A 26992-nucleotide genomic window follows, 5' to 3' on the forward strand; every position below is an offset into this window, starting at 1 on the left:
CGCCTTCGGCAGTCATGCTCGACAAGGACGGCAGCTGCCGGCGATGTGCCCAAGTCTTTAGTGTGTGTAGGTCGGAGCTGTCGACAAGAACCATGACTTGCTCCTTGGTGCATGGGGGACCTGCTTCATAACCCCACTACGTTGGAGGCTGGCTGTCTGGTTCATCCCGGTTGGCGCTACTTCGACGCTGTGTTAGCACCCAATTCCGCTGCGTATCCGAACCCGGCAAGGGCCGACGGAGGCTGGACATCAGGGCATAAAGCGGCGGTAGCGGCCGCGGACGCGATCATGGCCGCGCGATGCGCCGAGCATGACGGCCGCGGATCAGGGCGTGGCGGTCGGGCTTGCCGGAGGGCAGCAGCGGGAGGGCTTCCACCAGGTCAAGCTCGCGCGGGGCGGCGTAGGCGGGCAGAACCCGCCCCACCCAGCGGCGCAGCTCGTCGAGGCTAGGTGCCGAGCCGGACGGGACGACCACGGCAGTAACACGCTCGCCCCACTCGGGATCGGGGCGCCCCACAACGGCTACATCGCTGACGCTGGGATGTCGGGCGAGGACAGCAGCGACTTCCGTGGCGAGGACCTTCTCGCCACCAGTATTGATGATGTCGTCAACGCGGCCACGCACCCGCAGGACGCCATTGTCGAACGTCCCCAGATCGTGAGTGACAAACCAGTCTCCGTCGCGGGCGGCAGCGGTCAACTGCGGTTGCAGTCTGTATCCACTGAACAGAACCGGCCCAGCGAGCCGAATCCGTCCCTCGGCTCCCACTTCGACTCGAACGCCATCCAAAGGCGCGCCGTCGTAGACGCAGCCTCCGCAGCTTTCACTCATTCCATACGTGGCGAATGTGCGGGCCCCGAGGGCGTGGGCGTCGGCGAGCATGTGCGGGGGAGCCGGGGCGCCACCGAGGAGAATGCTCCGGAACCTGGCCAGATTGACGCCCCTGTCCAAAAGACGGCGCAGTTGGCTGGGAACCAGGGCCACATGATGCGCGTCGGACTCCGCCACCGCAGCGATGTCGAAGCGCGGATGGATCTCCGGTTCGCTCCCGGTGACCAGCGACCGGATGAGTACCTGGATGCCCGCGATGTGGTGCGTGGGAAGGCAACACAGCCAGCGGTCATTGACACCCGCCTCCACCCGTGCCAGCGCGGCAACAGCAGAGTGTCGGAGGGCATCGACAGAAAGCTCCGCAACTTTCGGAAAGCCGGTTGAACCCGAAGTGGCGATCAGTACGGCAGTACTGGCTGCAACAGGAACACCGACGGCCTCTGCATGGCCGCTTCGCGGAGCATACGGTCGTATACCCGCGGTTGTTTCAACTGCGGCAGGCGCCACCGCTTTGAGGAGTCTTTCCAGCTCGGGCGGAGGGAAGCTCGGGGACAGCGGGCACACCGCAGGGCCGCTGCCGTCCATGGCAGCGGCCAGGGCCCGGTACAGCCTCCGGCCCGGGGGCAAAATGAGGGCGTGCACTGGGCGGTCCATGGTGCTGTCGATCGTAATCGACCCCTTTGGTGAATACCCGCGAGAGCCTGGCCACGGCGCCGGGGGAGGCGCTCAAGAAGGGATCACTCACTGTGCCAGGCCCTGCAGGGCGTGCCGGCGCACTGTCTGAAACCTTGCGTCATGGCCGCCGGATGACCGTCCGCCTGTTGGCCCGCTTCGACGCTCAAGCCCGCGAGCACACGACTTCTACAGCCGTTTCGGTGGTCCTGGTGATCCGGAAACCACCCGGCCCTCGTACCGCTTGTTAAGCAGTGCCATGCTCGCACCCAAGCCGGATTGGGGAACCAAAGATGGTTTCGGACCTCTTCCACACCGAGGCGTGGAAGGAAGTGGACGGGTTCGGGTTCACGGATATCACTTATCACCGGGCCATCGACCAGGGCACCGTGCGCATCGCGTTCAACCGGCCCGAGGTACGCAACGCCTTCCGCCCGCACACTGTCGATGAGCTGTACCGAGCCCTCGATCACGCCCGGATGACCACGGACGTGGGGTGCGTACTGCTGACAGGGAACGGACCCTCGCCCAAAGACGGGGGCTGGGCATTCTGCTCGGGTGGTGATCAGCGCGTCCGCGGCAAGGACGGCTACATGTACGCCGTGGGCGAGACCGGCGAGTCGATCGACCCGGCCCGATCCGGGCGGCTGCACATCCTGGAGGTGCAGCGTCTGATCCGGTTCATGCCCAAGGTGGTCATCTGTGTGGTGCCGGGTTGGGCAGCTGGTGGCGGACACAGCCTGCACGTCGTAGCCGATCTGACGCTGGCCAGTCGGGAACATGCCCGGTTCAAGCAGACCGACGCAGACGTCGCCAGCTTTGATGGCGGGTTCGGCTCGGCCTACCTAGCCCGCGAAGTCGGGCAGAAGTTCGCTCGCGAAATCTTCTTCCTCGGCGAAACCTACGACGCGGAGACCGCACACCGGATGGGCATGGTCAATGCCGTTGTTCCGCACGCCGAGCTGGAAGAGACAGCACTGGAGTGGGCCAGAAAGGTCAACGGGAAGAGCCCCACTGCGCAGCGCATGCTGAAGCTCTCCTTCAACCTTATCGACGATGGCCTCGTCGGCCAGCAACTCTTTGCCGGCGAAGCCACCCGACTGCTCTACATGACTGACGAGGCCGCAGAGGGACGCGAGTCGTTCCTGGAAAAACGCAGACCCGACTGGTCCCTATTCCCTCAGCACTTCTGAACTTGGATACCTAAGGGCAGGGGGCGCAGTGCGCTTCTACTCCATCCCCATGCGAACTTCGTATCGCGGACTGCAGCGCCGGCAAGGTGTCCTGTTCCAAGGCCCCGCCGGCTGGGGGGAGTTCTCTCCCTTCGCCGGGTACGGCCCTCGAGAGTCGGCCCGGTGGCTTGCTGCTGCGATGGAAGCGGCACAGGGCAGCTGGCCGCCGCGCCGGCGCGACTGGATCCCCGTCAACGTCACCATTCCCGCGGTTCCACCAGCGCAGGCGCATGCGATGACGAAGGCGTCGGGGTGTCGGACGGCGAAGGTGAAGGTGGCAGAGCGCGGCCAGTGCGACGCTGATGACATCGCCCGAGTCGAGGCCGTCCGAGCGGCACTCGGATCGGCAGGCCGGGTACGTATCGACGTCAACGGCGCATGGGATGTCGATCATGCAAGGAGGATGATCAGGGACCTTAGCCGGTTCGATCTCGAGTACGTGGAGCAGCCCTGCGGGACATTGGAGGAACTCGCACATGTGCGGCGGATGGTGGACGTACCGATAGCTGCGGATGAGTCGATCCGCCGTGCGGAAGACCCTCTTCGAGTGCGGGCCGCAGGGGCTGCCGACATCGTCGTCCTCAAGGCGCAGCCACTGGGCGGCGTGATGATGGCGCTGCGGGTGGCCGAGGCGTGCGGTTTGCCGGCCGTGGTGTCGAGCGCGGTGGAGACCTCGGTGGGACTGGCTGCCGGCTTGGCGCTCGCGGCAGCGCTGCCTGACCTTCCCTATGCCTGCGGGTTGGCCACGCTGGCCTTGCTGGAGGGAGACGTCGTGGATGACCCGCTGCTCCCCGTCGGGGGCCAGATCCAAGTACGACGCCCTGATCTCGACGAAGAGACGTTCCGCCCGTACGAGATCGAAAGCCCAGCGTGGCGGCGGCGGACAGCCGAAGCACAGGCGCTGCTGGACGCCCCGCCGATGAGCAAGGCGGTGCTCCAGTGAACCCGGCCACTGCGCTGGCGACGGTGCTTGTGGACGAGTTCCTGCGCTGCGGCATGACCGATGCGGTGCTGGCACCCGGCTCTCGGTCTACGCCGCTCGCCATCGCACTCCAGGCTGCTGCGTCAGCCGGACGCGTCCGGCTGCACGTCCGCATGGACGAACGCTCGGCCGCCTACCTGGCGCTAGGCATGGCCAAGCACTCCCGCCGGCCCGTTGCACTCATCTGCACCTCAGGAACCGCAGCGGCCAACTTCCACCCGGCGGTGATCGAGGCGCACGAGTCGCACGTACCCCTCCTGGTACTCACGGCCGACCGGCCACCCGAACTGCGTGACACCGGCTCCAACCAGACCACCGACCAAGTCAAGCTGTACGGCACGGCGGCGCGGTGGAGCTGCGAGATCGGAGTTCCCGAGGAACGACCCGGCATGGTCGCCTACTGGCGGTCCGTGGCCGGCCGCGCTTGGGGATTGGCCTTGGCACCCGACCCTGGACCAGTGCATCTGAATGCATCGTTTAGAGAGCCGCTCATTCCGGATGGAGACGAGCACTGGTGCGAGCCACTGGACAACGGCGCCAGGGCATGGACGCAGGTGCACCCGCCAGCCCCGAGATCGGTTCTGCAGGTACCGAGAACGCAGCGGGGAGTGCTCGTCGTTGGTGACGGAGCCGTCAATGCCGAGCAGTATGTAGCCGCGGCAAGAGAGGCGGGGTGGCCGGTGATGGCGGAGCCGACCAGCAATGCCCGTTACGGCGTACACGCTCTGTCCGCCTATCACTTCCTGCTCGACGTACCTGAGTTCGCAAAGACGCATTCCCCCGACGTGGTAGTAACCGTCGGCAAGCCTGGGCTCTCACGGCCCTTGCTGTCGATGCTGAGGCAAGCACAGATGCACATCGTTGTCTCCGACAACCTCAACCGCTGGCCAGATCCTGTGCGGTCGGCGGCTCACGTGGCACAGGCGGGACAAATCCCAAGGCCCGCTGGCGATAGACACTGGCTAAGGTCATGGATCGCTGCGGATCTTGCGGCGGCTGCAGCAGTCGACGCAGTGCTTGACTCCTACGATGAAGTGACCGAACCCCGACTGGCCAGGGACCTCGTGGCCCTGCTTCCGACTGACACTCTGCTTTTCTGCAGCGCCAGCATGCCGATCCGTGATGTGGATCAGACCATGCGGCCACGTCGGGGACTTCAGATTCTGGCGAACAGAGGCGCCAGCGGCATAGACGGAACTGTTTCCTCCGCCCTAGGGGCAGCCCTTGTGCACGGGAAGCCGGCGTATGCGCTCCTAGGAGACCTAGCATTCCTGCATGATCAAAACGGGCTGATTCTGGGACCAGACGACCCTCGCCCCGACCTGGCGCTCATCGTCGTGAACAACCGAGGCGGGGGAATCTTCTCACTACTTCCCCAAGCAACGCTGCCCGACGGGTTTGAGCGCGTATTCGGCACCCCGCACAATGTTGACCTGTCTTGCCTGGCGAAGGCCCACGGCGTGCCGCACACGTTGTTGCGGTCCCCAACTGCCCTGCCACAGGCGATCGAGGGGAACGGACTGCGCATAGTCGAAGCGCGCACCGACAGGGAGGCCAACGCCCGCGTACATGAGCAACTGCGGCAGGCTGCTCACGAGGCTGTTCGGAAGGCCATGGATTGAGCGGGCCAGCTGAGGCCACCACACGGACCTACGGGATGAACGACCTGTTGGCCGCAGCCGGGAGCGCAGCCCGCCGTGTCCGCCCGCTCAGTTCCAGCCAGACGCTGACTGGACCAGGCAAACACCGGTGAGCCCCGGCTCTGACATGGAGACACTGCTGACCATTGGTGATGGCTACCGCCACCTGCTCGGTTTCTCCACCCGCCGGGTCGAAAAGCTCGCCGAGTCCCTCGGCGTCACGCAGCTGTCGCAGTCCCAGGTCTCCGCCATGACCCGGCGCCTGGACGCAGACTTCCACAATCGGCCCCTGGACGCCGGGCCGTCTGCATTCGTCTGGGTCGACGCGGACGCCCGGGGATGCTCGGTCTGGACGGCGCCACCGCACCGAGCACGGCGCTGGCTGGCCGCCTTCCTGCGCTCACTGAGCCTTTTCAGAGTGGCCACTGATCGAGTGACGGTCGGCTCCGGCAGGGCTGTGAGCGTTGCACTTCAGAGGCCGGTCAATCGCCCATCGTCCGTCGCCCTGGCGGGTGGCCGCTGAAAAGGCTCACTGATCCCCCGCGGCTGGGGCGGTGTCCAACTGGTCATCTCCGATGCCCAACTCGACAGGGTCGACGCGACCGGCGCCGCCCTGCGCGGCGCGTCCTGGCGCGATGCCGCATCCACTACGCCCGCAACTTGCCCAGCCAGGCCCCAAATCGGCCCAGCAGGGGGCGGCCACACCACTGCGGACTGTCTTCGAACAGCCCGCCACGGAATCAGCCGTTCGTGAATGAATCCACCGCGGATCCGGGCCCGGTACAGCGACGCATCTGGGAGTGGGGGCTGAGCCGGCGGACAGCCGCGCCATGATGCGCTCGGCGGCGCGTCATGAAGGCGCGAGCCTACGGCTATCGTGTCACGAACCGACTTGCTGCCGAAGGTGTCCGTGCGAGGACTGAGGTCATCGCTCTGACCAGAGTGGTCTCCGGGGCAGCGACGGCGCGCGCACTTCGGAATGCGACGTGATTGTCAGGGCGGATCAGCAGGGCGCCGTCGTCGCCGATCTGGCAAACCCGCGCCCATGATCCTTCCGGGTCGGAGTAATCCGAGGTGCTACCGATTTGTACCGGGAAGATCGGCACGCCGAGACGCTTGCTCGTGGCTGATGCCGCAGTGCACCATGGTGCGCCTTTAGAACCTGTGATGAGCACGAAGCCGCATCCACGTTCAGCCAGGTCGAGCGTCGACACCTGATCCCCAAGATGTTCGATCCATGCGTGGGGTAGTCGGTGGCCTGGTCGCGTCGTTGGGTGGTGGACACAGCCCATAGGATCCCGCTGTGGAGGCTGCGATCCGTCGGGCACGACTGCCCCCGCTTCATAGGGATAGCCGATCTCCAAGTCGTGCGCCTGAAACTCCGCTCGCAGCACGCCGATTGCCTCGGCCGCCCGGCGTCTGCGGTGCTCGCCCGCAGGACTTTCGGCGAAGTACGCCTCGCAGGCGGCCTTACGCATCGCGGCTGGCGCACCTGGAATGAGCCCAACCCCGGCGTCGAGGACGACATGGTGCAAGGCACTGAACATGGCCCAGTCCACGTTGTGCATGCCGACCGGCCTGCGTTCCGACTCGTACGAGTCCAGCAGCCCGTCGCCAGCGCGACCCTGTATGACCGCGGCGAGTTTCCAGGCCAGGTTGTGCGCGTCCTGCACTGCGGTGTTGAGGCCAATACCCGTAGCGGGCGGGTGTCGGTGCGCCGCGTCTCCTGCGAAGATGAACCGGCCCATCTTGTAGCGTTCCGCCAGCACGGCTTCCAGAACCCAATGACTGACTTTGTGTACCGTCAGGTCGAGGTCCGGCAACTTGAGCAGTTCGAGCATCTTGGGCACGATCGCGTTCTCGTCGTGGCGTGCCGGGTTGTCCGGGCCGAAGGTGAAATGCATCATCCACTCCTCGGAGTCCCGGCCCCAGGTCGGCCCGAGCTGGACCAGCGCGCCGGTCCCGTAGGAATTGGAACTTTCCGGGTCGATGATCCACGTCATCAGGCACTCGTCGTCCCACCATTTCGACAGGTCTGCGCTGAAATGCGCGCTGACCATCTCCAGGAGGTTGACCGGGCCGTCCATCCTGACGCCGAGGCGGGAGCCGACGGTCTTGCCCCCGTCCGCAGCGACCACGTAGCGCGCCCGGACGGTGTAGGGCTCACCGGTGGCCCGGTTGACCCCGACCGCAGTTACCCCATCGGCGTCCTCCGACCAATCGGAGAGGGTGTGGCCGAACCGGACTTGTCCCGGAGCCCGCTCCTCGGCATGCCTCCGGAGCAAGGGCTCCAACCGGATCAGCGGGTAGTTGCTCGGGGCGCAAGGGCTGTCGCGTAGATAGGTCGAGGTCAGTGATCCGCCACCGAATGCGTCCATCTCGGCGATCGTGCGTCCGTACAGCGGGCCGGCATCGCCGAGGGAGGTGACCCAGCTGACCTTGCCGAAGTGTTTCAGGGGGGCTCCGACGGCATAGACCGAATCCGCCACGCCGTGCTGGCGGAAGATCTCCATTGTTCGCTGGTTGAGGTAGTGCGCCTTCGGAAGAGTCGATGTGGTCGAGTGACGCTCGACGAGCAGGTGGTCGACTCCCAGGTCGGTCAGGAAGATGGAGCACGAGAGTCCGCAGCCGCCACCGCCAACAATGAGGATAGGAACCTCGATCGCGTCCAAAGCTACCTACCTTCCTCATGGCGCCGCTTGTGGTGAGTTCCCGGCGCCAAGGTCGTCTGTCTGTCCGGAGTCCTAGTGATACTGCGCGGTCCGGCTGTGGCCGACACGGCTCTGCGCGGAGCTCATGACCGCGGTGCAGGCCATCCTGGCCCGGTGAGGAGCACCCTTTTGCTGAGTTGCGCGGCACTGGTGCACGAGCTGATAGCTGCCGTGAGCACGTTGGCGGCGCGTTGACAGTCTTCCCGCGACACGTCGAGGTGCGTGCACGCTCGAATCCTGTGTGGCCCGAACGGCAGCACTTTCACGCCCGCCTCGAGCGCATGTTTCGCTACGGCTACGGCGTCTGGGACGTCGAATACGATGATGTTCGTCTCCAACCGGTCCAGGTCAATGGTCACACCGGGCACCTCCGCCAGCGCCTCACCGATCAGGCGCGCGTTCACGTGATCCTCGGCCAGCCGCTCGATGTGGTGGTCGAGAGCGTGGAGCCCGGCTGCCGCCGCGATCCCGGACTGGTGCAGGGTGCCGCCCAACATGCGCCGGTAGCGGACGAGCTTGGCGATGTCCCCTGCCGAACCGACCAGTACCGAACCGATCGGGCAGCCCAGTCCCTTTGTGAGCGACACCGCCACCAAGTCGAACGGAGCCGCGAGCACAGCAGGGTCCTCCCCGCCGGCGATCGCCGCGTTGAAGATCCTTGCGCCATCACAGAAGGTGGCGACTTCCCGCTCCCGTGCCAGCGCGCAGACGTCCTGCATCTGCTTCAGGTCCCAGACCAAGCCGCCCATGCGGTTGTGGGTGTTCTCCACCTCGATCAACGTCGTCGGTGGGTAGAGCATGTGGCCTCGCGGCTTGAGGACGGCTTCGACGTCGTCGGCGGAGAACGTGCCATTGGTGCCGACGGTCGTGAACTGCACTCCCGCGACGGCGGGCGCCGAACCGGTTTCGTTCCACAGCGAATGGCTTTCCTGCCCGATGATGACGTCGTCTCCCGGACGGCAGTAGAGCTTCAGGGCGAGCTGGTTTGCCATGGTTCCACTCGGTACGAAGATCCCCGATTGCTTGCCGAGCAGGTCGGCCATCCGCTGTTGCAGCGCGTTCACACTCGGGTCCTCACCGAACTGGTCGCTGCCGACCGACGCTTGCGCAATGGCCTCGCGCATGGCTGCGGTCGGGTGGGCCACCGCGTCGGTTCGAAGGTCGATCCACCGTTCGTGAAGCATGGGTTACCCCTGACTTGGTGTCGTCGGTCAGCTGTCCGCGCGCTCTTCGCGGTAGATCTCAAGAGCGACCAGAGCGGGCCGGTCGGAGAGGTGGAGGAGCAGTGCGGAACTACTGGCGCGGTGTTGCTGCCAGCTCCACGCAGGAACGGCGAGAACGTCGCCCTTCGCCCACGAGACGGCGGTGCCCTCGATCTCGCTTGTTCCCGTACCCTCCACAACGACCACGATGCTCGAGGACGCCTCACGCCACCTCGGCGTCGAGCGTCGGGCGTCGATGGCTGTGATCTCACAGCCCAGCGTGCCCGTGACACGGCCGTCCTCGCCGTACGGCGCGCGCCGCACACCGTCGACCGCAACCGTGCGATCGATCGCCGCCTGCATCTCCTCCCATCGGTACAGCACCGGTCGGGGATGCTCCTGAGTTGTTTCGAACGGACGGTCCGGGAGCTCGAACCACATGGCCGCAAGGCGGGACACCAACGGCAGGTCGAGCCCGTCGAGCCACACGCCGCGGGCCGGACCGTCGTTCCGGTGCTCGTGCCACTCGCCAGCGTGCTGGACCAGCAGGTCGCGGGGCCGCATCGGCACGGGCGTGCCGTTCACCAAGGTGACAACCGCATCACCTTCAATTCCGAAGCGGATCGACGACATAGAGTGACGGTGGGGAGGCACCTTTTCACCAGGCTGGATGATCTGGATCGCCGCGAACAGCGTGTCCGTGGTCGCGACGATGCCAGGTCCCTCGATCCCTGGATTGGCCAGGCCCACGATCCGGCGTTCCGGTCGGCCTTCTGGAACGAGCAGGGAGGAGTTCTCGATCGCATCCCGGATCGCTGTAGATGGCCAGTGGTGGGGGACCGCGTTCGTTGTAGGAGCCGTGGGCACGTCACGGGCGGCAGCGATCCACAGCGGCGCGAAGTGATTCTCGCCAGCCCACGAGGTGACACCGCCGCTATCGCTCCTATCACTGACTGCACTCATGGTGCTTTCCAATCGATTGTGTACTGCCGTCCGGGGCTGTACTCCGGCGCAGCTCTCGCCACTTTTCTGTACGGAACTCCCCTTTGCGTCGGATCACGGCACAAGGGATGCAGATCATGGCGGAGCAGGATCTGTTCAGTGAACGGCTGTCCTATGCGCTGAGCAGGCGGGCGGCTCACTATCTGGCTGGGGCCACCTGCATCAGACGCTCGGGGCCGGGGAGTCCGTGGTGCTCCGCAATCAGGCCCTGGCGGCAGATCTGACCACTCCACCGGCTAGTGCTGTGACCGCATAGGTTCGCCGGGGTTGCTCAGGCCGCGGTGGCGAGGGGCCGGCCGCCCCAGCGGATGCCTTTCTCGCTGCGGATGCGGGCGCGTTCCTTGCGTTCGGCGGCCAGGACGTCGCGATGGCGGGCGTTGGCGTTGCGCCAGCGCAGGTAGGCGTGCAGGGCACGGGTCTGCACGGTGTGATTGGGATAGTTCGAGTTGGCGATGGTGAACTGCCTCAGCGGTCCGAAATGGGCCTCGATCGGGTTCGCCCACGAGGCGTAGGTCGGCGTGAAACACAGTTCGACCTTGTGTTTCTTCGCCCAGCGGCGGATGTCGGCGCCCTTGTGGGCGGACAGGTTGTCCATGATCACGTAGATCGGGGCGCCGTCGGGCCGGGCGGGGCGGATCGACTTCAGCGCGGCCAGCGTGTTCGCGGCACCTTTCTTGCGGCGGTTGACGCCCCACAGACGGTCGTCGCCGATGGAGTAGCAGCCGTGGAAGTACCGGACTCCATGGGTGCGGTGGTAGGTCGCCGGCAGCCGGTCGGGATGTCCTTGTTCGGCCCAGCCCGAGCCCGCAGTGGGCCGGATCCCGAGCGGGCCGAACTCGTCGAAGGCAAAGACCCGGTCCGGGAAGCGGTCGAGGACCTCCTCGATCCGGTCCAGCTTCGCCTCGCGGTCCGGATCAGGGGACTCCTTCCAGGTCTTGGTGCGCTGGAAGGTGATACCGCGGCGGGCGAGCAGACCGCGTAACGCCTCGCGGCCGATGCGGATCACCCGCCCGTGCACTCTGCGCAGGTAGGCGACCAGCTTGCGCAGCGACCAGCGCGTGAACGGCTGACCGAGCTTGACCGGGCGGGTGGTGGCCGTCGCGATGACGAAGTCCTCGTCGTCATCGCTGAGTTGGCGGGGACGGCCTCCCGCCCACTGAGGGTCCAGGCAGGCCAGGCCGATCTCGTTGAACCGGTGGATCACGTCTCGGACGGTGTCCTCGTCGGCCTGGACCAGCTGCGCGATCACCGGCACCCGGTTCCCGCCGGCCGAGGCCAGCAGCATCATCGCCCGCCGGTAACGCACCGTGCTGGTGCTGCCCCGGCGCACGATCTGCTGCAGCTTCTGCCCCTCCTGATCGGTCAGTCTGCGCACACGGACCGGCTCAGCCACCGCACCTCCAGCGATCGGATCGGACGTCACCCCACATCCAACCGCCACGACCACCGACCCGGCGAACCTATGCGGTCAGAGCACTAGCCACGATCACGATCGCGGCCCTGTTCGGCGTCCGCTGTCCTGTCCCAGTCTCCGCAGGCTCCTGTTCCAGGGCGCCTGATTGCCCGACGACCCGCTCAGCGAGCCCCCCGTTCACCGCAGGCGATACAGGCCTCTGGACGCTGGATCCGTTTGTCGAACTGACTGACGAGGACACCGCGGTTCAGCCGACAGTTCGATCTCCGGTCAGTGGGCGTAGGCGACCAGTGATTGGATGATCGGGGCGTTGGTTGCATTGTCGTGCCAGACGGCGGTGGCCAGCGCCAGGACGCGCTGTGCGACACGGACGGCCACGCCCCGAAGGAACGGTCGCCGTGGTCTTCCAGGTCGAGCTGCCCCCTTTGAGGGTGTCGCTGACCGAATCGATCAGCTGCCGGATATTTCTTGAGCATCGGCTCGCGTAGCGGGTTCTCATCCTTGCAGGGACGGCCGCAGCATCGTGATGCCGTACGCACCGAGCAACGTCTCGAAGTCCCGCCCCGCGAACCCTTTGTCGCAGATCGGGAGGATGCCGTCGTGCTCGGCCGCCACGCCCCCCCGCGTCGAGTTCGCGCATAGCGGGCAGCACCTCCCGCTCGCCAATCTTCGGGTTGGCCAGCACCCAAAGGATCGGCATCCCCGTCGGAGTGCATACCACGTACAGCATCAGTCCCCTGTGGAGCCGTGCAGTATCCGTAGCCGCCCGCCCCCCCGTCCGGCAGGCCCGAGCGCCTCACCGTGGACCGCAACATGCCGCAGGGCACCGGGATGGAGTCCATGATCCAGATGTCGTCGAGCCAGAAGTCGCTCGATTTGGGAGCATCCGATGACCCGTTTGCCAGGCCGAGCGCGCCAGGCAGCTACTTGATGTGGACCGGCCGCTGAGGCAGGTACGGAAACAGGCCCCCTCGTGACCTCGCCCGCGCATCAGCAAGCGGGTTCGGCAATGATGTGCCGTGTTCTATGAAGATCAACGAGCACGACAACCAGGACGAAGATGTGTTCACGGACAGGGCGTCAGGCTTCTACGAGCTCTGGTCCCTTCAGGCGTAACCAACCTGAACTCAGGTGGCTGGAGGCCGGCAAACCGTACTCGACTGGAATGGCCCCATGGAGTGCGTGGTGAGAGCTGAAGGCTGTTCAGGAATCCAGTGGATGAACGTATGCCTCAGCGTGCAGGATTGGGACCTGTGTCCTGTTCATAGTGTCGCAGCGGTGTGGGCCTGAAGACCAATGTCCCCAACTGGCAGAGAGATCCTCCACGTCACTCCAGATGCGGTGCAACCAGCCATGAGTGTCCTTCGCATGCCCGTACTAAATGTCCAGCACGTGCTGTCCGAGTGCCAAGTCCATTCGCCAGGTGCCGCGTTGCCGATGGAGAACTCCTACCCATCACCCTTGAAGTCGACGACCGGTGTTGTCACCGCGGTTGTACTGTGGTAAATGCCTCTGCAATTCTCTCCCCCCGGCTGCTACGTGGCGGAAGTCTTCCAGCCGAACGCGCTGGCCAGGGCAAGGGCGGTCGAGCGGGTGCTCCCTCCAAGATTGTGCCGAGCGGGGGCGTGAGCAGACGGCGATCGGCGTGACGAGGCGGAGGTTGATCGTGCGGATTCCTCCAGATTGCCCTTGCCGTCGGTCCCGAGGCGGTCGAGATAGAGAACCTGATCATAACCGTGCTGCTGGGCACGGTTTTGTGCCGCGAAGCTTGCCTGGTTGGCACCGCATGCAGGGTGCTGCTTCCTGTCAGGGGTGTGCGGTTGCCCGCGAGGGCTGGCCGTCTGACCGGTGAACGCTCCGACGAGCTGGTCGCCCTTCAGCAGTCGCGTCCAAGGAGCTGGCTGACGAAAACCGGAGCCAGGGCGCTGAGCGTAGTGCCGGGCATGCATATCATCGACCCGCCACGAGGCCTGCCCGTTCGGCGGCTTGGGCTAAGAGGACTGCGCAAGTGCGGTGCTGTGGTGCTTGCTTCCGGTGTCCTCGCTGTCGCGAGCCCCGTGGTCACTCCGGCCGCTGCCGCGACGGCGCCCTCCGTCACTGCCAAGGGCGCCTTCCTGTACGACGTTACGGCGAAGAAGAACTTGTGGGGCAAGGCAGCTGACACCAAGCGCCCCATGGCGAGCACGACCAAGGTCATGACCGCCACTGTCGTGATGGGTACCAGCAACCTCAACCTCGACAAGCTGGTCACCATCAAGCAGGCATACCGCGACTACGTGACCGCCCAGGGCGCCAGCACCGCCGACCTGAAGACCGGGGACAAGGTCACCGTCCGCCAGCTGCTGTACGCCATGATGCTGCCCTCGGGCTGCGATGCGGCCATGGCCCTGGCCGACACCTACGGCACCGGCACCACCACCGCGGCACGCACCAAGTCCTTCATCGCCAAGATGAACGCCAAGGCCACCAGCCTGGGCATGACCAACACCAAGTACGACTCCTTCGACGGCCTGACCACCGCCGGAAACACCTACACCACCCCCCGAGACGCCGCCAAGCTCGCCGCCAAAGCGCTGACATACTCCACGCTGCGCACGGTCGTGAAGGCCAAGAGCACTGTGCAGACGGCCACCAACGGCCGCACGTACACCTGGTACAACACGAACAAGCTCCTCGGCTCCTACGTCGGCGCCATCGGTATCAAGACCGGCACCACCACCCCGGCCGGCCCGTGTCTGATCTTCGCCGCGACACGCAACGGCCGCACCGTAGCCGGGGTCGTACTGAACAGTTCCACCCTTGACACCCGCTTCACGGACGCCGCAAAGATGCTCGACTACGCCTTCGACACCAACATCGCCAGCACCATGCGCTTGCGCACCCTGCCCGACGGCGCCCAGCGGGACTGACCTTCGCGAGGACCTGAGCCGCGGGAAGAATGTCCGCGGAGGCAGGCGGTTGCCGTGAACGGGCAGCCAACTGGGCGGATCGGCCTCGAAGGCCGATCCGCCCCGAGCGGCCGAAAGCACGCCACCGACATGGCCGCCAGCAGCGGAATCCTCCGGGCGCATAGAGGCCCCGCCAGCGTCCCCTGGCTTGGGACATACACGGTTTCGATCCGATCCACGTTTGCAGTAGTCGCGCGCCGAACATGGCCTTGCCGCGGAGGCCGTGCCTGGATCCTGCCTACGTGACTTCATCAGCTCAACTGCACACCAGCGGCTGCGCTGCTTCAGTGGTAGTTGCTCAGCTAGAAACGGTGGCTGCCGTGATGCCCGGCAGGATGCATGCACAAGCCGTCACGCGCTTCAGGCAAACTGCGCATTGCTGGAAGGCTGCCGTACCGCCGGATGGCAGGGCCAGGATCGTACCGACCTGCCGCAGTCGCAGGCCCCGCCGCTCGGGCCCACGGCCTCATGGCAGTCCGGGCGAGCCGCAGCACAGGCCGACGCAACCAGGGCGAGCTGCCGTGCCTGCCGCCGGTTGCGATGCTCTGCAGGCTCCGGAGAAAGCTTCAGGTCAGCGCAGCGTTCTCGCGCGGCGCCCCACAAGTCGCCTTCAATCGCAGCCATGTGCCTGGGCTGCTCGCCTGCGAACGAAGGCAGACCGATGGGCAACTCGCGCCGAAAATTCCCCTATAGAGGAGTGACTGACCCGGCGAAAGTGTATGAGAAAGCCCCTAAAGTGAGTGGACTCCCATAGTATCGGCGTGACCCGGTGAGAGTCGGAGGATGGGTGAGTCGGCCAGAACACGGTGAAACCGCGATGAACGCGACCGAGGCGCGGAGTGATCTATATGCCTTGGTCAAGCGCGTCGAGGAAGACGGGCGCACCACACTGATCCATAAGCGGCATGATCAGGCGCTACTGGCGCCGCTCGACCGGCTTCCGGCAGCCCGGCAGGCCGAGGCCCTTCCGTCCCACACACTCAGCGCAGCACAGGGCAAGTTCGGCGAGCTCATCACCAAGGCGGCTAAGGGCGAGCCGCAGTTGCTGCGGCGCGGCATCACACCGGTCGCGATCCTGCTGCCCGCCGACCCTGCCGCGGGTTCCTTTTCATCCGATCCGGCCGCGGGCGCGGCGACCGCAGGAGGTGCGGTGACCGGTAAACGGGAGCGCAGTAGCGTGCACCGCAGGCTTGCCACGCTCGGCGACGCGATGGGCACGATGCTCACCACTGGTCCTGCCACGGGCCCAACGTTCGGACTGCCCGGACTGGACACCGCCGCCGGCCGTCTGCAGGCAGGCAGGCTGACAGTGGTGGCAGCACCCCCGAACGTCGGCGGGAGTCTGCTGGGGCTGGCCACTGCCCGGAAGACCGCGCTCGTCGACGGCCACCGCGTGCTTTACGCAGCGTCCGGCCCGAACCGCGATGACATCTTCCGCCGGATCCTCTCCGCGGAAACCAGCGGTGACTATCCCCGCCTGAAGCAGGGCCGCCTCACACCTCACGAGCAGGAAGTCGCAAAGCAACTGGGCCAAGCTCCACTGCTGATTGACGACGGCAGCGGCCTGACTGCCGAGGCGATCGCGGACACCGCCCCGCACGTGCTGGACCTGGCCCTCGTGGTCGTGGACCGGCTCCAGGCTGCCCATAGTGCCCGGCTGCCCCTGTCCGGCGACCGCCTGCCGGACGCATCCCAGGCCCTGGCCGCCCTCGCCCGCTCGCTTCACGTCCCCGTCCTGGCCGTCGTGGACAGCGACGACCCCGCGCTCCTGAGCCTGTTGGATGCCGACGTCCTCCTGACCCTCGCCCCGACCACGAACCCCGCCCAGGTCCAAGTCACCATCACCGAACGCGACCTCGGCACCATCGGCACGGCATACCTGCAGCCCGACCTGCTCCACGCCCGCTTCCTCGACGCGGGCTCCGGGCCTAGCGACCGCACCTACAGCCCGGCTGCGTCGGCGCCTTCACCAGTCAGCGGAACGGCGGCTCTGGAACTGGCCGAGGCCGCCCTTCCCTACACGTCCGGCGGGCAGCAGGGGATTGCCGCCGCCCTCACCCACGAACTGGCGGCGTGGCGTACTGCAGTCGCCAGCGGTGACCAGCAGGCCCTGAACGAGATCCTGCCGTCGCTGCTCCAGGCCGCCCAAGCGGTATCAAAGTTGCCAGACACTCATGAGGGACACCGCCTCGCCGCCGCGCTGCGCGCCGTCACCCCGCCTGTGTCCGTGGACACCGCCGGTAGTGCCGACCAGGCAAATCCTGCTGGTGCTGGTATCGATGCCCCGGCGGAAACTGGGCAGGCGCAGGGCGAGGTGGCGCAGAATGAGGACGACGGCCAGGACGATCTGGTGCCAGGGGACGAGGAGGACGAGCCCAAGGACCATGTCTTCCCTGCCCTGAGGATTCTCAAGGACGCGGTCGACCGCTCGAAGATGCATCCGATCAAGGTAATCCGTACTGCCGAGCGTGAGAGCGGCCCGTGGCCACTGATCAGCGAGGACATGGATGGTGAGCCCCGCTGGGTCCGCCCCGATGTCACCCTCACCCGCGTTCCCCACATCAAGGCGAACGGAAAGCGTGTGCGGCGGGACCAACTCGGCGTGCCTGCCTCCCTCGGCGAGGGCATGTTGTGCCTGATCGACCGCAACGGCAGTTTCCCCTCCGCGTGTTCGGCCGTTCCCCTCGCCCCGAACAAACTCCTGCCCACTGGCCCGCTGGAGGCGTTCGACAAGACACAAGCCGGCATCTACCTCATCGACATCCCGCAGTGGCACCGCACGGACATGCCGCATCCCCTGGGGCGGATCATCGACCGGCCCGACGCCCAGGGCCGGGTGTGGGTCACCACCCCGCACATCAAGCAACTGGAAAGGCTTGTCCGCGAGGGGCACCTCGCCGCCATGCCGACCATTCACGACTCCTGGACCGGGAAGGCCAACGAGTCCCTGTTCAAGCCCTTCTACGAGGCCACCCGCAAGGCACGCGTTGAGCTCGTCCAGGTCGGCGGCGACCCCTACAAAACGTACAAGACCCGCCTGTCCATCGCCTTGCGCCTGCTGTGGCCCAAGCGAGCAGAACAGAAGTCCCCGTTCTGGCGGCCGGACTGGCGCATGAGCATGGTGGCCGAGGCATCCGTCCGACACTGGAGCGTGGCCTTCAAGGCCGTCCAGGAAGGCCACACCCTCCTCGCCCTGCGCAACGTCGACGCGGCCCTCTTCTGGACACCTGATGACACGCCACCGGCCACGTACCGGATCGGCACCGGCTTCGGCGAAGTGAAGGCCAAGTTCATCCAGCCCGGCGACATCATCCCCGAAGGTGACGACTGATGGCCGGCCCCACCGGCCACGGCCAATCCCTGGGCGCCGCCCTCAATGACCTCCTGCACAGCCAGGTCACCCCCCGCCACCGGCTGTCCTCGTACAACGCCCAACACTGGCACGCCCAGCTCAGCCATCTCACCGTGACCCACCGTGGCTACCAGGCCCTGCAGGACGCCGGCCTCCACGTGGCCACCAAGACCCTGGTCAGCTGGCTGTCCGACCCTGAGTACAACGTCCGAAGCAGCTATCGCGACATCATCCACACCGCGTACGAAAACGCAGCCGTCGTCCCCGCCGGCCCGGTCCCCGACTACGTCAGGAGGGGCCAGTTCGAGATCACCGGCATCGTCAAGACCGGCGACGATGAACGCGAACGCGGCACACGCCGCGCGGCACCACTGCGTATCGACGGCAGCAGGGGCACCTGGGACGAGATCGAGGAACTCTGGCTGGCCGGCGAGCTCACCGATGACGCGTTCGAAGACCACTTCATCGACGACATCATTGTGGCGGACATTGGCGAAGGCACCGACGGGTGGGAGTTTCCCGGCGCCTCGTACTCCGTCGAAGTTAGGTAGCACGCGGGAAGCGGAAGTCTGTCCCGACGCCTGCTATATGGCATGACCTCCCGTCAATGCTTCACAGGGCGAGCGTCATATCGACGGGGCTATTCGGTGTGCACCGGCGAGGATCCTGCGAACGCGTCCCGTGCCACGGGGCGATCGCGGGCCGGCCACGGGAGTTCGAGGACGGCGTCGGTGCCGAGTGGCTGCGGGGCGGCTGTTCTGATCAGCTTCGACTGGCTGGAGACCGCGAACAGGAGGGTCTCGCCTCGCGTATTGCAGCCGTCGTGGTTCGTATCGACCATTGACCGTGAGCGGGATGTGCGTGACTGCGGGCGCGGTTCAGGACGAGCCGGAAGCCGCCCAGAGGGCCGGAGCACGGCGGTGGCCGCCGGGGCCAGGGCGGCGTCGCGCAGAGCCAGTCCGCACCGGGGGAGGCCGGGGGAGCAGAACTTGGAGGAGCTGGGCATCGTCGCCGAGGGGAACTGGCACGGCGACATCGACCACGTCTGCACCAACGCGGTGCAACCGGATGGAGATGGAGGGGAGTTGGGCGGGTGGTGCGTGTGTGCGATGACCGGAGAGCAGCCGGAGGACGACATTCCCTTTTCAAATTCCGACGCCCTTTGTCCGGTATGCACCCTAAGATCGGGTGGCGCAAGGTGGCGCTTGGCGCGGGAGTGGCGAGAGTGCATATGCAGCCGGGCTGCGCCCGGCAGACTTCCGCCGGGGAACGAGCCGCGATGGGGCCGTCCCGAGCCGATCCCTGCAGGGTATGGGTGTCGCCGTCGTTGTGGCTGCGCGCATGTCAACCGACAGATCTCTGCACCGCCGACTCTTATGAGGAGCGAGGCGCGCACGGATGACGTGCGCCGATCCAGCCATGTCGACATCCTTCATTCATGACGTCAGCGCCCAGTACATCGCTGCCGTGATGTTCGCTCTCACGGCTGCCACCGCTGCCGCTGTCCGCTCCGCCTGGCGCCGTAGGCGCCGCCGTCAGGGGCGAGAGCAAGCCCTACGGACGCAGCAGCGGGCTGACTTAGCCGCGCGGGCGATGGGAGAGCGAGATCCCGCCCCATCGCAGGCGACGGAAACGTCGTCCTTGGGACGACGTGAGGAGTCGTCATGAGGACGACATCCAACCCCGGAGACCAACGGCACCTGGACGCTCAGCACAACCGGGACCAGGCGTGGGCACGGCTGACCCAGACCCCCTCGGGCAGCCACCGGCTCCCCTCACGCAGCGACGGCTCGCCGGGACGGCTGATAGACATCGCACGGAACTATGACCGCATCTGCCAGCGGGCCGAGGGCATCTTGTTGCCCGACACCACCGACGCCGACGTGCTCGCCGCGCTGCTGGTCATCCGGATGCTGCGCGAGAAGCTTGACCACGACGAACTCAAACTCACCTCTCTCGCCCGCACCAAAAAGATCACCTGGGCGCGCATCGCCCAATGGCAGGAGCTCAGCGGGCGCCAGGCGGCAGAGCGGCGACACCTGCAGCTCAGCCGGGCCTACACCCGGCCAGACGGCACAGTGCCGCGCACCCAGAGCGAGCGGGTCGAACAGGCCCGCGAGCGCCGTAGCCGGCACGCCGAACGAGAGTGGGCCCGCCAGCATGCGCAGCGGATCCGCCGCATTGCAGCTCAGCTGGCCGCCATTGGCGATCTTCAGAAGCGCGCCGACCGCTCGCAGGAGGCACGGGTCATCCTGGCGGTCCGAGGCTCCGAAACCCAGGGCACCCCCGAGCCAGTCCCGCTCGTGTGGCCAACGGCTCTGCGGGACTGCCTGGCTGAGGACGAGCGGTTTCGCAGCGCCCCGCCGCAGCCCACTGCCGACGACCCGGACGGCTCGGTCTGGCGCCGGCAGCAGCAGGAAGCCGACATCCTGCACCGCCTCCTCGGCCTGGTCAGGTACGCGGCGAACCCGCGCAACATAGATCTGTCTGACCTCCCCCAAGTGTCCGACGCCATCCGGGACCTTCACCGCGACTCGCAGCAGCAAGCCAAGACCCGCCGACCGCCAAGGCCAGGCGCTTCCACAACGTGATGCTCGCGAAGCCCATAGACATCACGCATTGAGCGATCCAAGCGCGAACAGCGCAGCGGCGAGGGGAGACGCAAAACCGGCGCGGGGCATGGTGCTGCTCGGTGGTGCTGCGTTGCTGCCCGAAGCCGACGAGGCTGGACGTCCGCGCGCTGCTCGGCTTTCTCATCCTGGGCGCCTTTCCTCCTCAGCGAGGGCTTCGAGTTCGACGATGTGGAACTCCCCTCGTCCTGGGCCGGTCCTGGGCTGGTACGGCTGGGTGATCGTCCTGGTCGGGACCTTGCCGCGCACCTGTTTCGGCGCGCCGGGTTGCGACTCCGCTGCCCCCTGGCGCGCCTGCGGGCGTGAGCTCCCGGATCAAGAAGGCCGGGTCCACATTGAACGAGGGCCAGGCCCGTTGTGGTGGTTCGGCTGGCCTGATCCGGGTCCGGCCAGCCGAACAAGACAGGGACACTGAGCGCCGTTCATGTGGATCTGCACCTACCAGCATCCGATTCGCTTACATCCTGACCCGGACATGAAAGTGTGAGAGGTGGTCAGTTACGCAACTGAGACGGGGGAGTGGAACGTGGTAGCGGGGAACGGCGAGGCACCTCGGCTGACCAAGGCACATCGGATACTGATCGGCGTAGTCGTGGCAGGCGCGGTGATCATCGCCGGGATCGGCTTCGCGGGTTCCTACGCCGCCGTCCGCGAACTGGCACTCAAGAAGGGCTTCGGGGACTTCTCCTACGTCTTCCCCATCGGCATCGACGCCGGCATCTGCGTCCTGCTGGCACTGGACCTTCTGCTGACGTGGATCCGTATCCCGTTCCCACTACTACGTCAGACGGCCTGGCTGCTGACAGCCGCGACGATCGCCTTCAACGGCGCCGCCGCCTGGCCCGACCCGCTAGGCGTCGGCATGCACGCCGTTATCCCTGTCTTGTTCGTGGTCGCGGTGGAGGCCGCACGCCACGCCATCGGCCGGATCGCCGACATCACAGTTGACAAGCACATGGAGGGTGTCCGCCTCACTCGCTGGCTGCTCTCACCGCTGCCCACGTTCCTCCTCTGGCGCCGGATGAAGCTCTGGGAGCTCCGCTCCTACGAACAGGTCATCAAGCTGGAGCAGGAACGCCTCGTCTACCAGGCGAGTCTTAGGTCCCGGTTCGGCCGCGGCTGGCGCCGCAAGGCCCCGGTGGAGTCGCTGATGCCGCTGCGTCTCGCCCGCTATGGGGTTCCCCTGTCCGAGACGGCGCCGGCGGGTCTGGCCGCCGCCGGCATTGATGAGCCGCCCATTCAGTTCACGGGTGTGCGGGCCGGGCTGCCGGCGCAACGCCGAAGCCCTGAACTTGAAGCAGCCGTCGAGCCCGAGTTCGAACCAGCGCAGGTCGGTAGCGCTGATCTGCAGCCCATGGAGCCGGGGCTATCCGCGAAGACCGACCGCCAGGAAGGCCCGGTTCTGCAGACCGGGCAGGACGACCGTCCCCTTGCTGATGCCTACCAGGCTTGGATCGATGCTTTCGGCTCCGAGCCCACCGGTGCACAATTCGCACGCTGGCTTCGGGACCGGTACGGCATCGCCACCGCAGCCGGCGGGCCGCTCTCCGACGAGCAACTGGCGCCCCTTCTGCAGGTCATCAGGCAACGCCACGCTCAGGACGCGGACACGGTCGCGGAGGGCGAGCCTGAGAGCGCGGATGACGGGTGGGGCGACTACTTCTACAACGCGTGGCTCACATACGCCCGGCAGCGCGGGGCCTACCCCGACGCCGACGCTCTCGCTGTCTACGTCTCTGAGCGTGATCAGATCACCAGTGCCGGTGGCCGGCCGATCACCGGGGGAGACCTTGAGGTCTTCATCCGGAGCTTTCAGCAGCGCGAGTTCGATGAACCACCAGCCAGCCCCCCGGTTGTGCCGGCTGAGCAGCAACCAGTCCAACAGGCCCTGCCCATCGAAGGCGACGATGCGGCGCAGGCGGCTGTCGCCGCTGTGCAAGCAGCCACGGACAGGCGCGGGCCTCGGGCGAACGCCACCATCGACGACGCGCAGCCGAATGAGGGCCCTGCATCTACGCAACCAACCGAGCTCACCACAGTGGACCGGTACTACCTGGCCTGGACCGACTTCCAAACCGAGCACGGAGAAGAGCCCAGGGCTGAGCAGCTTTCCGCTCACCTTGCGGAAAAGGACATGAAGGGCCGCGGCGGAAAACCTGTGAGCCCCTCCACCTTGCGCCGCTACCTCCTGCCGTTCCGCGTCTACACCCTCTGGGCCGAACAGCGCGTGCGCACCGCAAATCCGCCTCTCGAAGTCATTGCGCTGGAGTGCGCATCCCGCGGGATCACTGCGCAGCACAACAGGCCCCTCACGACCGACTACATCGCCGACCAGGTCGACGATTTCGAACGGCGCTGGCACGCACTGGGCCACCACTACATCGAGGCACAGCAGTAGCGGACCCGCTTGCGCGCGGCTGCGCAGCACCCCACACCTCTACGCTCCGCGGCGTGCGCAGACGAGGTGATCACTGCGCAGGCAGATGTGCCGTAGCAGCCGCGCTGCTGTCAGCGTTGCACCCGAAGTCGCTGAGCACGAGCACCTTCGCCCCTCTGGCCGGAGGCCGGTAGGGCTTCCACGTCCACCCAGCACCCTCGCCGCTTCGGTGCAGCGGGCAGCCGGAGAAGTAGCGCACCTGGCAACTCTGCCGACCGGCAATGGCCGTCACACCGTCCATCTCGTCCCGCCAAAAGGGCTCCATACCCTCTCCGAGATCCACCAGGATCTGAACGCCGAACCGCAATGTGCGCACCGGCTGACGGGGAAGCTCCTCCACGGCGACATTCCCGGCCAGCCGGTCGAGCAGACGATCCAGGTCGACCGGGCCCTCAGGGGGCATACGCGACACCAGCACATGCAGGGTCGCTGCCTCGGAACTGGGCGGCAGCAGCGACTCGTAGGGCAGGGGGCTTGCGTCCTGCACCGGCAGTGCCGGGCGCAGCATGGGCTCCTCCCATGTCCGTGGCCCGCTATGCCCGGTACTGAGCGGGGGCAGCAAGGACGTAGGTTCGTCCGGTGGCCGCCGCAGGGGCGCCGTCCGCTCCTCAACAGGGGCATGGGGCGCTTCCTTGGACGGCGGGCTGAGGAAGCCGAGGGAGGCGAGGGTCGGCTGCTTCGCGCTGACGGAGCCGGCTGATGAACGGGCACAGGAGCAACCATGCCCAGCAGACCCGCGATCTCAGCCCGCTGCTGGTGGTCCGACGCCGCAACGCCCAGCGGCGTGACCACTCGGGCCATATCTGCGATCCAGATCTCCGGGTTGCCGCGTGGTACATCCAGCGCCTCACCATCCGGGACGCCTGGTCGATCAGGACAACCGCATGTTCCAGATCGCGGCCCGTGTTCCGCTTCTGCTCCGGATGCTTCCAGCTCTCCGACGCCACGCCCTGCGACTGCCGGCCGGCCCGGACATGCCGGACCGCCGACTGCGGCGCGAAAGCCCACCATAAAGGCCCGGTTCCACATACAGGTCCTGGCTCAGAGGCCTCGCCGTCTTGCCTCCCCACTACGACTTTGTCTGGGCATCGGCCAGGCGGCGCACGCCGTCGAACGTCCACTGCAGGTCGCGGGGCCGTGCCCCTCTTCGGCGAGCGTGACCATGGCGCCGCACGCATCTGCCATGCGGATGCCGGGGGTGGAGGATGTCCGTATGATGCGGGCGACTCGCTTCTCCTTGGTCCCAGGTCCTTCGCGCGGAACTCGGCGTTCACCCTTCGCGAGCCGTAGGCACGCCGGAGTCGCCCTGGACCGAGACGCCCCACGCGGTGCGAACCGGCAGGTGCGCTCGCCGCGTACTCCCAGTTGACGCACGGACCGAGTCGCGTGCCCGCCAGCGTCAGCCATTACAGCCAACCCTCGGAACGGGATCATGCACAAGCCATCCGCGTCATCGGCCCTACGAGCAGGCCTCATCACCATGCTCAGTCTCGTCGGCGTCACCACCGTCACGACGGCATCACTTTCCCAGGCTGTGGAACACCACCACGACTACACGCCCCCTTCACAGGAACACCTGCTGCTCCTCAAAGCCGACCCGGTCCTAAGCACCGGCACGAACCACAACGAAGTGCTCCTACGCTGACACCGGCACACACGCACCGCCAAGCGCTGCCCCGCCGTGCGAACAGCAGCTGCAGCTCGCGGTAGTGAGACAGCGGCGTGTCACGAGCCGCTGTCTCGTGCCCAAGCTGCTGTCCGGAACACGGGGCACCAGGGGCGGGGGTGAAACGGTGTCAGTATTCAGGCAAACGTCACCGGCCAGAGGGATCCGAGCATTCGCGCGCACTACATAAAGGGTGGGCCTTCAGCAGCTCCTCAATCCATTCGGCCAGCAGTTTGCGCTGGTCAAGCACTGCCTGGAGCAAGGAGGCGGGGCTGGGAACGATCAGCGCGACCGCATCCGTGCGCGGGACGAGGAAGTCTGCTCGTCGAGCACCGTGAACACGTCGTCGATCAGTCGTTCGGCGATCCTGGGCGTCTTCGGGCGAGGCTGACGAGCCGTCGGCGCCCGCCCTTGTGGGCCTGGGCCGGTGAACCGAACTGGTCCAGCAGCCTGAGCACGGACGGGTGCTGCATGCGCGGGTCCAGCGCGGGCAGGGCGGTCCCGCAGCGCCCCGTTCAGGGTGCGGACGGATCTGCGTGAACAGGCCCCGCAGCCGGTTGGGCGGGCGAGCCGCTTCGAAGACGAGGTCGGCGTCGAACCTGCCGATCGTCTGCAGAACCACGATGGTCTCGTCATCGAGCCAACCGACCGCAGGGTGTGGGGCGGTGATGGACTGCGGTCTCTGGCCACTCACCGATTAGAGGACCTTGCGCACCGACGTACCGAAACGTCGAGGAGTGATGAGGGCTTCGGTCTCCGTCGCCAGCGACCAGTCGAACGACCGGTTGACCTGTTGCACCCGTGCGATGGCGGTAAGCAGTCCCTGCCGATCCCCGGCCGCGTGCTCGATAATTAGCAAGTCACGACAACTCCGCCGTGTCGTCGACATCGAGCCCGATAGCGACCGCCTGGCGTACCGCGCTGAGGTTGCGGTGAGGGCTCGCCTCGGCGCGGTAGGCGGCCATGGTGTGGGCGACGTCGACGATCCGCGTGATCATCTCCTGCTGGTAGGGCTCGGCCCAGGGCAGGGATCTGCCGCCGAATGGCTTGCCCCGCACCAGAGCCACTGCCTCCTCCAGATCGGTCAGGCCTGCCGACCCCAGGGGCAACGCGGGCTCGACGAGTTGGGGGTCCTCGCCGGAGCTGCGCGGAGGCCCGTAGGGGCTGTTGGCCGGATCGTTGGCCACTGAACGACGCAGGTCCCCAAACTGGGCGTTGAGGGTGCTCAGACCAGGGATTGACGGGAGCCATGTCGGAGCACAGCATGTCCGAGCTCCGCCCGGGCCGGAAAAACAGAAGGGCGGCGAGCTGCGCCATCAGCGGTCCGTGTGGCCCTGGTGTTGTCGACGCTATCCACGTCAACTGGGTCTAGGACACGGATTTCAGGTGCGGGCATGGTCGTGTGCCTCAAGCTCCTGCACCTCTGTCGCCTCGCCTTGAGCTGCTGAGTCCTCGTGCTCGTCGCACTCGGCGACCTTTTCACCGACGGTGGCCCTCTCGGCTGGCGGGAGCTTCGGGGTCGAGTCCTCTGTTGGACCGGTTGCCTGGCCCGGGTTTGTTGTCGGACTGAGTCGGTGGCGCAGCACTGTCGCGCTCTGGTGCACGCCTGAGCGCTCGGGGGGCAGCGACCCTCCCGGACGAGTTGCAAGGTGTACTGACGGCAGCACTGTGCACCAGCTACAGCGTGAAGGGTGCCAGCGCACGGACGCCTGGGTGCAGCCCACTGCGACACTGCATCAGTTCGCCGCCGACATCCAGGGGTCGCGATTGCCAGGCCGTAGCCGAACAGCTCGTTGCGCCAGGAGTGGAGGAGACCTACGCCCCTCCTCCAGGAAAACCGCCGCAAGCCAGCTTGGATCAGCGGTGCTGGTCGTGGCTGGGCGGCTGGGCCTTGCGGGAGGCGGAGATGCCGAAGAAGAGGGAGGTCTGCTTCTCCTCGGCTATTTGCGCGAGGTAGGTGTCCAGCGGCGGCGGAAGCGGTCGAAGAGTCCGCTTCCGCCCTCGGAACCCCCAGCGCCGGCTCCACTTGTGGGTCCTGGGACGGGGGGCGCCTATCTCTGTGGCCGCGTGCGCGACGGGACGGCCGGAGCGGACGCGGTCGATCAGCAGCCCGCCTCGATGGACGGCCAGCCGGGCTTTGCGGTGGGTCACGAAGGCCTCCGTGCGGTGAAGATTCGACACCTCCATCCCACGGAGGGCCTTCGCCATGATCAAGCCAGCCAGCGTCCACACCGCTCGTGATCCATACACTTGGACCCGTCGGGATCGCAAG

Annotated in this window: 19 protein-coding genes and 1 pseudogene; 11 read left to right on the forward strand and 9 right to left on the reverse strand. The window is 66.5% G+C overall.

Going from position 1 to position 26992, the window contains the following annotated elements:
* Positions 1-286 precede the first annotated feature (286 nt).
* Complete coding sequence (locus tag AB5J55_RS43785) at positions 287-1486, reverse strand: AMP-binding protein (protein ID WP_369275930.1); 1200 nt, start codon at positions 1484-1486, stop codon at positions 287-289.
* 311 nt (positions 1487-1797) lie between these two features.
* Between AB5J55_RS43785 and AB5J55_RS43790 the strand changes: the two genes are divergently transcribed.
* From AB5J55_RS43790 to AB5J55_RS43805, 4 genes and pseudogenes are all read left to right on the forward strand, one after another.
* Positions 1798-2697: a 1,4-dihydroxy-2-naphthoyl-CoA synthase gene (locus tag AB5J55_RS43790; protein WP_369275931.1), complete on the forward strand. Its 900-nt coding sequence runs from the start codon at positions 1798-1800 to the stop codon at positions 2695-2697.
* Between the two features lie 28 nt (positions 2698-2725).
* Positions 2726-3679, forward strand: coding sequence for an o-succinylbenzoate synthase (locus tag AB5J55_RS43795; RefSeq protein ID WP_369275932.1), 954 nt, complete (start codon positions 2726-2728; stop codon positions 3677-3679).
* On the forward strand, positions 3676-5340 hold the full coding sequence (gene menD / locus AB5J55_RS43800; RefSeq protein WP_369275933.1) for a 2-succinyl-5-enolpyruvyl-6-hydroxy-3-cyclohexene-1-carboxylic-acid synthase: 1665 nt from the start codon (positions 3676-3678) through the stop codon (positions 5338-5340). Before AB5J55_RS43795 ends, menD begins: the two co-directional genes overlap by 4 nt.
* Positions 5341-5521: 181 nt before the next feature.
* Positions 5522-5686, forward strand: a pseudogene (locus AB5J55_RS43805) (transposase); the annotation flags it as partial.
* Between the two features lie 544 nt (positions 5687-6230).
* Here the strand turns inward: AB5J55_RS43805 and AB5J55_RS43810 are convergent.
* From AB5J55_RS43810 to AB5J55_RS43825, 4 genes are all read right to left on the reverse strand, one after another.
* A complete protein-coding gene (locus AB5J55_RS43810) occupies positions 6231-8030 on the reverse strand; it encodes an FAD-dependent monooxygenase (protein WP_369275934.1) in 1800 nt (599 codons plus the stop codon).
* A gap of 122 nt (positions 8031-8152) precedes the next feature.
* Positions 8153-9253 carry a low specificity L-threonine aldolase gene (locus AB5J55_RS43815; protein WP_369275935.1) on the reverse strand — a complete coding sequence of 367 codons (1101 nt, stop codon included), beginning with the start codon at positions 9251-9253 and terminating at the stop codon, positions 8153-8155.
* 27 nt (positions 9254-9280) lie between these two features.
* A complete protein-coding gene (locus AB5J55_RS43820) occupies positions 9281-10234 on the reverse strand; it encodes a cupin domain-containing protein (protein ID WP_369275936.1) in 954 nt (317 codons plus the stop codon).
* Positions 10235-10544: 310 nt separating this feature from the next.
* Complete coding sequence (locus tag AB5J55_RS43825) at positions 10545-11666, reverse strand: IS630 family transposase (protein ID WP_369275937.1); 1122 nt, start codon at positions 11664-11666, stop codon at positions 10545-10547.
* A 1964-nt stretch (positions 11667-13630) separates the two neighbouring features.
* Here AB5J55_RS43825 and AB5J55_RS43830 point away from each other — a divergent pair.
* The 3 genes from AB5J55_RS43830 (at position 13631) to AB5J55_RS43840 (ending at position 18538) form a co-directional block, all read left to right on the forward strand.
* Positions 13631-14596 carry a D-alanyl-D-alanine carboxypeptidase family protein gene (locus tag AB5J55_RS43830; RefSeq protein ID WP_369275938.1) on the forward strand — a complete coding sequence of 322 codons (966 nt, stop codon included), beginning with the start codon at positions 13631-13633 and terminating at the stop codon, positions 14594-14596.
* A gap of 856 nt (positions 14597-15452) precedes the next feature.
* On the forward strand, positions 15453-17966 hold the full coding sequence (locus AB5J55_RS43835; protein ID WP_369275939.1) for a DnaB-like helicase C-terminal domain-containing protein: 2514 nt from the start codon (positions 15453-15455) through the stop codon (positions 17964-17966).
* A complete protein-coding gene (locus AB5J55_RS43840) occupies positions 17966-18538 on the forward strand; it encodes a hypothetical protein (RefSeq protein ID WP_369275940.1) in 573 nt (190 codons plus the stop codon). Before AB5J55_RS43835 ends, AB5J55_RS43840 begins: the two co-directional genes overlap by 1 nt.
* An 89-nt stretch (positions 18539-18627) precedes the next feature.
* On the opposite strand, the gene AB5J55_RS43845 is transcribed toward AB5J55_RS43840, so the two are convergent.
* A complete protein-coding gene (locus AB5J55_RS43845; RefSeq protein WP_369275941.1) occupies positions 18628-18828 on the reverse strand; it encodes a hypothetical protein in 201 nt (66 codons plus the stop codon).
* Positions 18829-19651: 823 nt separating this feature from the next.
* Between AB5J55_RS43845 and AB5J55_RS43850 the strand changes: the two genes are divergently transcribed.
* Together AB5J55_RS43850 and AB5J55_RS43855 are read left to right on the forward strand one after the other, a co-directional pair.
* Positions 19652-20578 (forward strand): hypothetical protein, encoded by a 927-nt coding sequence (locus tag AB5J55_RS43850; protein ID WP_369275942.1) that lies wholly within the window; start codon positions 19652-19654, stop codon positions 20576-20578.
* Between the two features lie 631 nt (positions 20579-21209).
* Complete coding sequence (locus AB5J55_RS43855) at positions 21210-23015, forward strand: DUF2637 domain-containing protein (protein ID WP_369275943.1); 1806 nt, start codon at positions 21210-21212, stop codon at positions 23013-23015.
* Positions 23016-23085: 70 nt separating this feature from the next.
* Here AB5J55_RS43855 and AB5J55_RS43860 read toward each other — a convergent pair whose 3' ends face one another.
* Positions 23086-23562 (reverse strand): hypothetical protein, encoded by a 477-nt coding sequence (locus AB5J55_RS43860; RefSeq protein WP_369275944.1) that lies wholly within the window; start codon positions 23560-23562, stop codon positions 23086-23088.
* Positions 23563-24534: 972 nt separating this feature from the next.
* Here AB5J55_RS43860 and AB5J55_RS43865 point away from each other — a divergent pair.
* Together AB5J55_RS43865 and AB5J55_RS43870 are read left to right on the forward strand one after the other, a co-directional pair.
* Positions 24535-24699 (forward strand): hypothetical protein, encoded by a 165-nt coding sequence (locus AB5J55_RS43865; RefSeq protein ID WP_369275945.1) that lies wholly within the window; start codon positions 24535-24537, stop codon positions 24697-24699.
* 214 nt (positions 24700-24913) lie between these two features.
* Entirely contained in the window at positions 24914-25111 is a 198-nt protein-coding gene (locus tag AB5J55_RS43870) for a hypothetical protein (RefSeq protein ID WP_369275946.1), read from the forward strand.
* Positions 25112-25580: 469 nt separating this feature from the next.
* Here the strand turns inward: AB5J55_RS43870 and AB5J55_RS43875 are convergent, their stop codons facing one another.
* Together AB5J55_RS43875 and AB5J55_RS43880 are read right to left on the reverse strand one after the other, a co-directional pair.
* Entirely contained in the window at positions 25581-25907 is a 327-nt protein-coding gene (locus AB5J55_RS43875) for a hypothetical protein (protein ID WP_369275947.1), read from the reverse strand.
* 670 nt (positions 25908-26577) lie between these two features.
* Positions 26578-26871 (reverse strand): leucine zipper domain-containing protein, encoded by a 294-nt coding sequence (locus AB5J55_RS43880; RefSeq protein WP_369275948.1) that lies wholly within the window; start codon positions 26869-26871, stop codon positions 26578-26580.
* Between the last annotated feature and the right edge of the window lie 121 nt (positions 26872-26992).

This window comes from Streptomyces sp. R11 (genome assembly GCF_041051905.1).
Lineage (GTDB): Bacteria > Actinomycetota > Actinomycetes > Streptomycetales > Streptomycetaceae > Streptomyces.

What these genes read in the sequence shown, in the direction of transcription:
- AB5J55_RS43785 (WP_369275930.1), bottom strand. Translation starts at nt 1,486, where the DNA reads ATGGACCGCCCAGTGCACGCCCTCATTTTGCCCCCGGGCCGGAGGCTG.
- AB5J55_RS43790 (WP_369275931.1), top strand. Translation starts at nt 1,798, where the DNA reads ATGGTTTCGGACCTCTTCCACACCGAGGCGTGGAAGGAAGTGGACGGG.
- AB5J55_RS43815 (WP_369275935.1), bottom strand. Translation starts at nt 9,253, where the DNA reads ATGCTTCACGAACGGTGGATCGACCTTCGAACCGACGCGGTGGCCCAC.
- AB5J55_RS43820 (WP_369275936.1), bottom strand. Translation starts at nt 10,234, where the DNA reads ATGAGTGCAGTCAGTGATAGGAGCGATAGCGGCGGTGTCACCTCGTGG.
- AB5J55_RS43830 (WP_369275938.1), top strand. Translation starts at nt 13,631, where the DNA reads ATGCATATCATCGACCCGCCACGAGGCCTGCCCGTTCGGCGGCTTGGG.
- AB5J55_RS43835 (WP_369275939.1), top strand. Translation starts at nt 15,453, where the DNA reads ATGAACGCGACCGAGGCGCGGAGTGATCTATATGCCTTGGTCAAGCGC.
- AB5J55_RS43840 (WP_369275940.1), top strand. Translation starts at nt 17,966, where the DNA reads ATGGCCGGCCCCACCGGCCACGGCCAATCCCTGGGCGCCGCCCTCAAT.
- AB5J55_RS43845 (WP_369275941.1), bottom strand. Translation starts at nt 18,828, where the DNA reads ATGGTCGATACGAACCACGACGGCTGCAATACGCGAGGCGAGACCCTC.
- AB5J55_RS43850 (WP_369275942.1), top strand. Translation starts at nt 19,652, where the DNA reads ATGAGGACGACATCCAACCCCGGAGACCAACGGCACCTGGACGCTCAG.
- AB5J55_RS43860 (WP_369275944.1), bottom strand. Translation starts at nt 23,562, where the DNA reads ATGCTGCGCCCGGCACTGCCGGTGCAGGACGCAAGCCCCCTGCCCTAC.
- AB5J55_RS43865 (WP_369275945.1), top strand. Translation starts at nt 24,535, where the DNA reads ATGCTCAGTCTCGTCGGCGTCACCACCGTCACGACGGCATCACTTTCC.